The organism is Micrococcus sp. ACRRV (genome assembly GCF_022346985.1).
Lineage (GTDB): Bacteria > Actinomycetota > Actinomycetes > Actinomycetales > Micrococcaceae > Micrococcus > Micrococcus porci.
The window spans coordinates 1-6,498 of sequence record NZ_JAKRNH010000125.1 but is presented as its reverse complement, the minus strand read 5'-3'; the positions used below and the strand labels follow the sequence as shown (position 1 = coordinate 6,498).

Genomic DNA, 6,498 nt, shown 5'->3' with positions numbered 1-6,498 from the left:
ACGGGAGGGAGGGCGGACACCCCCACACCCTACGACGGGGCTCGCCCTACGATGTGGCCATGCGCATCCTCGCCCTCGTCTCCGGCTCCGGCACCAACCTTCAGGCCGTCCTCGACGCCGTCGCCTCCGGGGCGCTGCCCCTGGAGGTCGCGGCCGTCGGCTCGGACGTGCCGGGCGTGCAGGGCCTGGCCCGCGCCGAGGCCGCGGGCATCCCCACCTTCACCGTGGCCCCGGCCGACCACCCGGACCGGGCGGCGTGGAACGTCGCCCTGGCGGAGGCCGTGGCGGCGTACGAGCCGGACTGGGTGGTGTGCTCCGGCTTCATGCGGATCCTCGGGGCGCCCCTGCTCGAGGCGTTCCCGGGGCGGATCGTCAACACGCACCCGGCGCTGCTGCCGTCCTTCCCGGGGGCGCACGGCGTCCGCGACGCCCTGGCCTACGGGGTGAAGGTCACCGGCTGCACCGTGCACCTCGTGGATGCGGGCGTCGACACCGGCCCCATCCTGGCGCAGGCCGCCGTCCCGGTCCTCGACACGGACACGGAGGAGGTCCTGCACGAGCGCATCAAGGTCCAGGAGCGGGTCCTGCTGCTGCGCGTGCTCGGCGAGCTCGCCGCCGGACGCTCCCCCCGGCAGGCCTGACCGGTCCTCATGGGACCGGACCCGGACGCACGAACGGCGCCCGCCCCCTCGCAGGGGCGGGCGCCGTCGTCGGAGGGCGCGCTCAGAACCGCCGGACCCCCACGGTGCGCCAGGAGTCGACGGCCTCGCGGGCGTTGGCGTCGCGGACCATGCCCGGGACCAGGAACAGGTCCACGATCCACCAGACGGCCCAGATCGCCAGCGGGATCCAGCCGATGAGGAGCCAGGCGGTCGCGGCGCCGCCCCACGCCAGCAGCAGCTGGACGACCCCCGACACCCAGCGCTTGGTGTACATGCGGTGCACCCCGAGGTTCCCCAGGAAGAACCACAGCAGGTACGCGATCAGCGTGTTGCGGGACTGCTGGACGACGACGGTCTGGGGCTGGTGCTGCGGCTGCGGGCGGTAGGGCGCGGTCATGGCTCCAGCCTACGGGGCGGGCCGTCCGGGCCCTCAGTCCTCGGCGACCTCCAGGGCGCGGCCGCGGGTCTCCGGGGCCCACGCGAACATGACGAGCACGGCCACCACAACGAGCCCCGCGGTCACGCCGAACGCCCCCGGCAGGCCGAGCGCGGGCACCAGCGTGCCCACGAAGAACAGGGGCCCCAGCCCCGCCCCCACGCGCGAGGCCGCGGAGGCCCAGCCGAAGCCGGAGGCGCGCAGCGTCGTCGGGTACAGCTCGGAGACATAGGTGTAGAGCACCGGCACGGCGATCTGGATGACGAACCCGTAGGCGAGCACGAGCGGCAGCGCCGCCCCCGGCACGCCGAGCACGGAGGCCAGCCACACGAGCAGCCCCGAGGCGACGACGCCGCTCACCGCCAGCAGGCGGCGTCGGCCCGTGGCCTCGACGAGGACCGCGGACACGGCCACCCCCACGAGGCCCGCGGCGGCCATACCGGAGGTCGTGATGAACGCCCGCGACTGCGCGAACCCGGCCTCGATGAGGAACGTGGGAAGCCACTGCAGGGCGATGTAGTAGATCAGCATGACGGCCACGAACAGCAGCCAGGCCGTCGCCGTGATCCGCGGGGAGAACCGCCACACGGCCGCCAGCTGGGCGAGCAGGCCGCCGTGGGCGCGGGAGTCGGCGGCGGGCATGACGTAGGGGCGGGGCTCGGCACCCGTCCGTTCCACCATGCGGTCGATCACGGCGCGGGCCTCGCGCTCGCGCCCGCGGCTCATCAGGTACAGCGGGGACTCGGGGATGCCCAGGCGGACCAGGAAGACCAGCAGGGCGGGCAGCACCATGGCCAGCAGCGGCAGACGCCAGTCGCTCCAGGTCCCGACGAGCCACGCCGAGACGACGCCGCACAGCGCCGCGCCGATCGGCCACCAGCCGTCCATGGCGGTGAGGACGCGCCCGCGCAGGCGCCGGGGCGTGAACTCGCCGACCAGGGCGTAGTCCACGGGGACGGTGCCGCCGAGGCCGATGCCGGCCATGAAGCGGAACACGGCGAACCACAGCAGCGAGTCCGTGAGCGCGCCGGCGAGCGTGAAGACGGAGAAGATCAGGAGCGTCCACGTGAACGCGGCCTTGCGCCCGATCTGGTCCGCGACGGTGCCCCAGAGGAACGCGCCGACGGCCATGCCGATCAGGTTCGCGGTGCCGATCCAGGCGGCGTCGGCCTTGGACAGCCCCCACTCCTCGGTCAGCAGGGGGATCATCACGCCGTTGAGGGTGACGTCCCAGGCGTCGAACATGAAGCCGAGGCCGCCGATCAGGAAGATCCGGCCCTGGACGGGCCAGCGCCAGGGGAGCTCCTGGACGACCTGCTCCCCGGTGGGGGCGGCGGATGCGGCGTGACTGCCGGTGGGGGGCACGGTGGTCTCCCGTCTGAGTCGAGGACCGGTCCGACGCCGGTCCGATCCAGTATGGGTGATCCCGGCCACGATCCCGGCCCCGTGACCGTCGGATGACGGCCCGCGGCGGCTTCCGCCCCTCCCGGCGGAGGGAGCACCATGGGCGCATGACCGAGGATCTCGCCCCCACGACCGGACCCGACGACGCCACCCCGGGCGCCCCCGACGAGGAGGCGGTCGACGTCGTCGTGATCGGCGCCGGACCCGTGGGCGAGAACGCGGCCCAGTACGCCCACACGGCCGGCGGCCTGGAGGTCGCCCTCGTGGAGGCGGACCTGCTGGGCGGGGAGTGCTCGTACTGGGCGTGCATGCCCTCGAAGGCGTTGCTGCGCCCCCTCGAGGTCGCCGGCGCCGCAGCCCACCTGGGCGGGCTGACGGACCCCGACATCGATCTGCCGGGCCTGCTCGCCCGCCGGGACGAGTGGCGCTCCCACCTGGACGACGCCGGCCAGGTCGAGTGGGCCGAGGACGCCGGGCTGCGCGTGGTCCGCGGGCACGGGCGGCTCGCCGGACCCCGCCGGGTGGAGGTCCTCGGCGACGACGGCGCCCCCGCGCGCGTCCTCCGGGCCCGGCACGCGGTGGTGGTCGCCACGGGCAGCACGGCCGTGGTGCCGGGGGAGCTGCGGGGCGTGAGCCCGTGGACCTCCCGGGACGCGACCGGCGTGCGCGAGGTCCCGGGGCGGCTGGCGATCGTGGGCGGCGGCGTGGTGGCTGTCGAGGCCGCCACGTGGATGGCCGCCCTCGGCTCGGACGTGCAGCTGCTGGTGCGCGGCGACCGCCTGCTCTCCGGGCAGGAGCCGGTGGCCTCGCGCCTGGTCCTCGAGGGGCTCGTGGACGCCGGGGTGCGGGTGCGCTTCGGGACCTCCGTGGAGCGCGCCGAGCGGGCAGACGTGCACGCCGAGTCTGACGTGGGCGTCCCGCACGGCGGGCCCGTGCGCCTCACCCTGGCAGGCTCGGGGGAGACGCTCGAGGTCGACGAGCTGCTCGTGGCCGCCGGCCGCCGCCCGGCCCTCGACGGGCTCGGCCTGGAGGCGCTCGGCCTGTCCGCCGAGGACCTGCAGGACGAGTCCGGGACCGCCGTCGTGCCCGCCTCGGACGGGGCTGCGCCCTGGCTGTACGCCGTCGGGGACGTCACCGGCGGGCCCGCCCTGACCCACTGGGGCAAGCACCGGGCCCGCCTGCTGGGGGAGCGGATCGCCGCGCTCGCCACGGGGCGCCCCGCCCCGTCCGGCGAAGAGGCCGGGGAGGGCGTCCCCGAAGCGGTGCCGCAGGTGGTCTTCACCTCGCCGCAGGTGGCGCGCGTGGGGGTCACGGAGGCCCAGGCCCGCGAGGAGGGCGGGGAGGGGGAGCTGCGCGTCGTCGACGTCCCGCTGACGTCCGCCGCCGGCGCCGCCCTGCTGCGCGACGACGCCGCGGGCCGGGCCGTGCTGGTGCTGCGCGGGGACCGCGTGGTGGGCGCGACGTTCGTGGGGTTCGAGGTGGCGGAGCTGCTGCACGCGGCCACGGTGGCGATCGTGGGCGAGGTCCCGCTGGACCGGCTCCGGCACGCGGTGGCGGCCTACCCGACGGCCTCGGAGGTGTGGCTGCGGCTCGTGGAGGAGGCCCTCGGCCGCGGCTGACGCGGAGCGGAGGCCGTCCGAGCCACTGCCTAGACTGGACCCGACCTGCGGCGCCGCCGGGACGAGCCCCGGCCGGGCCGCGCTCGACCCGCACGAATGGAGTCCCCGTGTCCTCTGCCCCGTCCGTCACCACCGTCCTGGACGAGGTGCCCCTGAAGCGGGCCCTCATCTCCGTGTACGACAAGACCGGGCTGGAGGAGCTGGCCACCGGCCTGCACGCCGCCGGCGTGCAGCTGGTCTCCACGGGCTCCACCGCCCAGCGCATCGCCGCCGCGGGCGTGCCGGTCACCGAGGTCTCCGAGGTCACCGGCTTCCAGGAGTGCCTGGACGGCCGCGTGAAGACCCTCCATCCCCGCGTCCACGCCGGCATCCTGGCCGATCGCCGCCGCGAGGACCACGTGGCGCAGCTGGCCGACCTCGACGTCGAGCCCTTCGACCTCGTCGTCGTGAACCTGTACCCGTTCGTGGAGACGGTCCGCTCGGGCGCGGACGAGGACGCCGTCGTCGAGCAGATCGACATCGGCGGCCCCTCCATGGTGCGTGCCGCCGCCAAGAACCACGCCTCCGTGGCCGTCGTCGTGGACCCGGCACGCTACGGGGACGTCGTCGCCGCCGCGCAGGCCGGCGGCTTCGACCTCCGCACCCGCCGCCGCCTGGCCTCCCTGGCGTTCGCCCACACCGCGGCCTACGACAACGCCGTGGCCGCGTGGACCGCCGCGCACTTCGGCGAGGACGCCGAGGACGAGGACGCGCCCGTGTTCCCGCCCTACGCCGGCTTCTCCCTGGAACGGGCCGCGACCCTGCGCTACGGCGAGAACCCGCACCAGCCCGCCGCCCTCTACGTGGACCACGAGGCCGCTCCGGGCATCGCCCAGGCGGAGCTCCTGCACGGCAAGGCGATGTCCTACAACAACTACGTGGACGCCGACGCCGCCGTGCGCGCCGCCTTCGACCACGCCGTCCCCGCCGTCGCGATCGTCAAGCACGCCAACCCGTGCGGCGTGGCGGTCGCGGGGGAGGGCGAGGACGTCGCCGTCGCCCACGCCAAGGCCCACGCCTGCGACCCGGTGTCCGCGTTCGGCGGCGTGATCGCCGCCAACCGCCCGGTCACCCGGGCCATGGCGGAGCAGGTCGCGCCGATCTTCACCGAGGTCGTGGTGGCCCCGTCCTTCGACGAGGACGCCCTCGAGGTCCTCACCGCCAAGAAGAACCTGCGCCTGCTGGCCCTGCCCGAGGGCTTCGCCCGCGACGCCGTGGAGGCCAAGCAGGTCTCCGGCGGCATGCTCATGCAGATCGCGGACGCCGTGGACGCCGACGGGGACGACCCCCGGACCTGGACCCTCGCCGCCGGGGAGGCCGCGGACGAGGCCACCCTCGCCGACCTCGCCTTCGCGTGGCGGGCCGTGCGCGCCGCCAAGTCCAACGCGGTGCTGCTGGCGCACGACGGCGCCACCGTGGGCGTCGGCATGGGCCAGGTCAACCGCCTCGACTCCTGCCGTCTCGCCGTGGAGCGCGCCAACACCCTGGGCGCCGCGCAGACCGGCGGCCAGGACGTCAGCTCCGCCGGCGGCGCGGAGAACGTCTCCGGCGAGGGCGCCCCGGAGCGCGCCCGCGGGGCCGTGGCCGCCTCGGACGCGTTCTTCCCGTTCGCGGACGGCCTGCAGATCCTCGTCGACGCCGGCGTGAAGGCCGTGGTCCAGCCCGGCGGCTCCGTCCGGGACCAGGAGGTCGTGGACGCCGCGAACGCCGCCGGCATCACCATGTACCTCACCGGCGCACGCCACTTCTTCCACGGCTGAGCCCCCTCGACCCGGCCCCGGTCCGCGGACGCCCCGTCGCCCCTTGGCGGCGGGGCGTCGTGGTGCCAGGATGACGGCGAGAGCGGCGTGGACGTCGCCCGGGACGAGGGGAGGGCACCGTGTTCGGCGGGGACTCGATGATGCAGGACCTGATGGTCGGCTCCGGCTGGCTGGGACTGCTGGGCTGCATGATCCTGGGCGTGTTGGCGTCCGTGGTGCTCGGGACGGCGGGACGCCGCCGAGTGCAGGGACGCCCCTGGGCGGTCCCGGGCGTGGTCGGCGGCCTGCTGCTCGCCGCCGCCGTGGCCTCCGCGCTGAGCTCCTTCGGCACGTTCTTCGGCTTCATGGGGATCGCCTTCGCGGTGTTCATGGGCATCGGCGCGTGGAACGCGTTCACGACCCCGGCCCGCGCCGCCGAGCGCCTGCGGGAGCAGGAGGCCCACGCCGAGCGCCTCGGCGCCGCCTACGCCCGGGGCGCCGCCACGGGCCCGCCCGCACCGCACTCACCGGACGCCGCCGAGCCCGGGCAGGCACCGGCCCACGACCCCGACTGGTATCCGGCCACCCCCGGAGGAGGC

General features: G+C 75.6%; 6 protein-coding genes. 4 read left to right on the top strand and 2 right to left on the bottom strand.

Annotated elements, in window-relative coordinates:
• The first annotated feature begins 59 nt into the window (after positions 1-59).
• Entirely contained in the window at positions 60-641 is a 582-nt protein-coding gene (gene purN, locus MHY29_RS10755) for a phosphoribosylglycinamide formyltransferase (RefSeq protein WP_224355555.1), read from the top strand.
• Between the two features lie 82 nt (positions 642-723).
• Here the strand turns inward: purN and MHY29_RS10750 are convergent, their stop codons facing one another.
• Positions 724-1,059: a TM2 domain-containing protein gene (locus MHY29_RS10750; protein WP_224355554.1), complete on the bottom strand. Its 336-nt coding sequence runs from the start codon at positions 1,057-1,059 to the stop codon at positions 724-726.
• A gap of 33 nt (positions 1,060-1,092) precedes the next feature.
• Positions 1,093-2,463 carry an MFS transporter gene (locus tag MHY29_RS10745; RefSeq protein ID WP_239241144.1) on the bottom strand — a complete coding sequence of 457 codons (1,371 nt, stop codon included), beginning with the start codon at positions 2,461-2,463 and terminating at the stop codon, positions 1,093-1,095.
• A 146-nt stretch (positions 2,464-2,609) separates the two neighbouring features.
• Here MHY29_RS10745 and MHY29_RS10740 point away from each other — a divergent pair, with 146 nt between their 5' ends.
• The 3 genes from MHY29_RS10740 to MHY29_RS10730 form a co-directional block, all read left to right on the top strand.
• Entirely contained in the window at positions 2,610-4,121 is a 1,512-nt protein-coding gene (locus tag MHY29_RS10740; RefSeq protein WP_224355552.1) for an NAD(P)/FAD-dependent oxidoreductase, read from the top strand.
• Between the two features lie 107 nt (positions 4,122-4,228).
• On the top strand, positions 4,229-5,920 hold the full coding sequence (gene purH / locus MHY29_RS10735) for a bifunctional phosphoribosylaminoimidazolecarboxamide formyltransferase/IMP cyclohydrolase (RefSeq protein WP_239241142.1): 1,692 nt from the start codon (positions 4,229-4,231) through the stop codon (positions 5,918-5,920).
• 119 nt (positions 5,921-6,039) lie between these two features.
• Positions 6,040-6,498: hypothetical protein (locus MHY29_RS10730; protein WP_239241140.1), on the top strand; the 459-nt coding region annotated here is incomplete at its 3' end.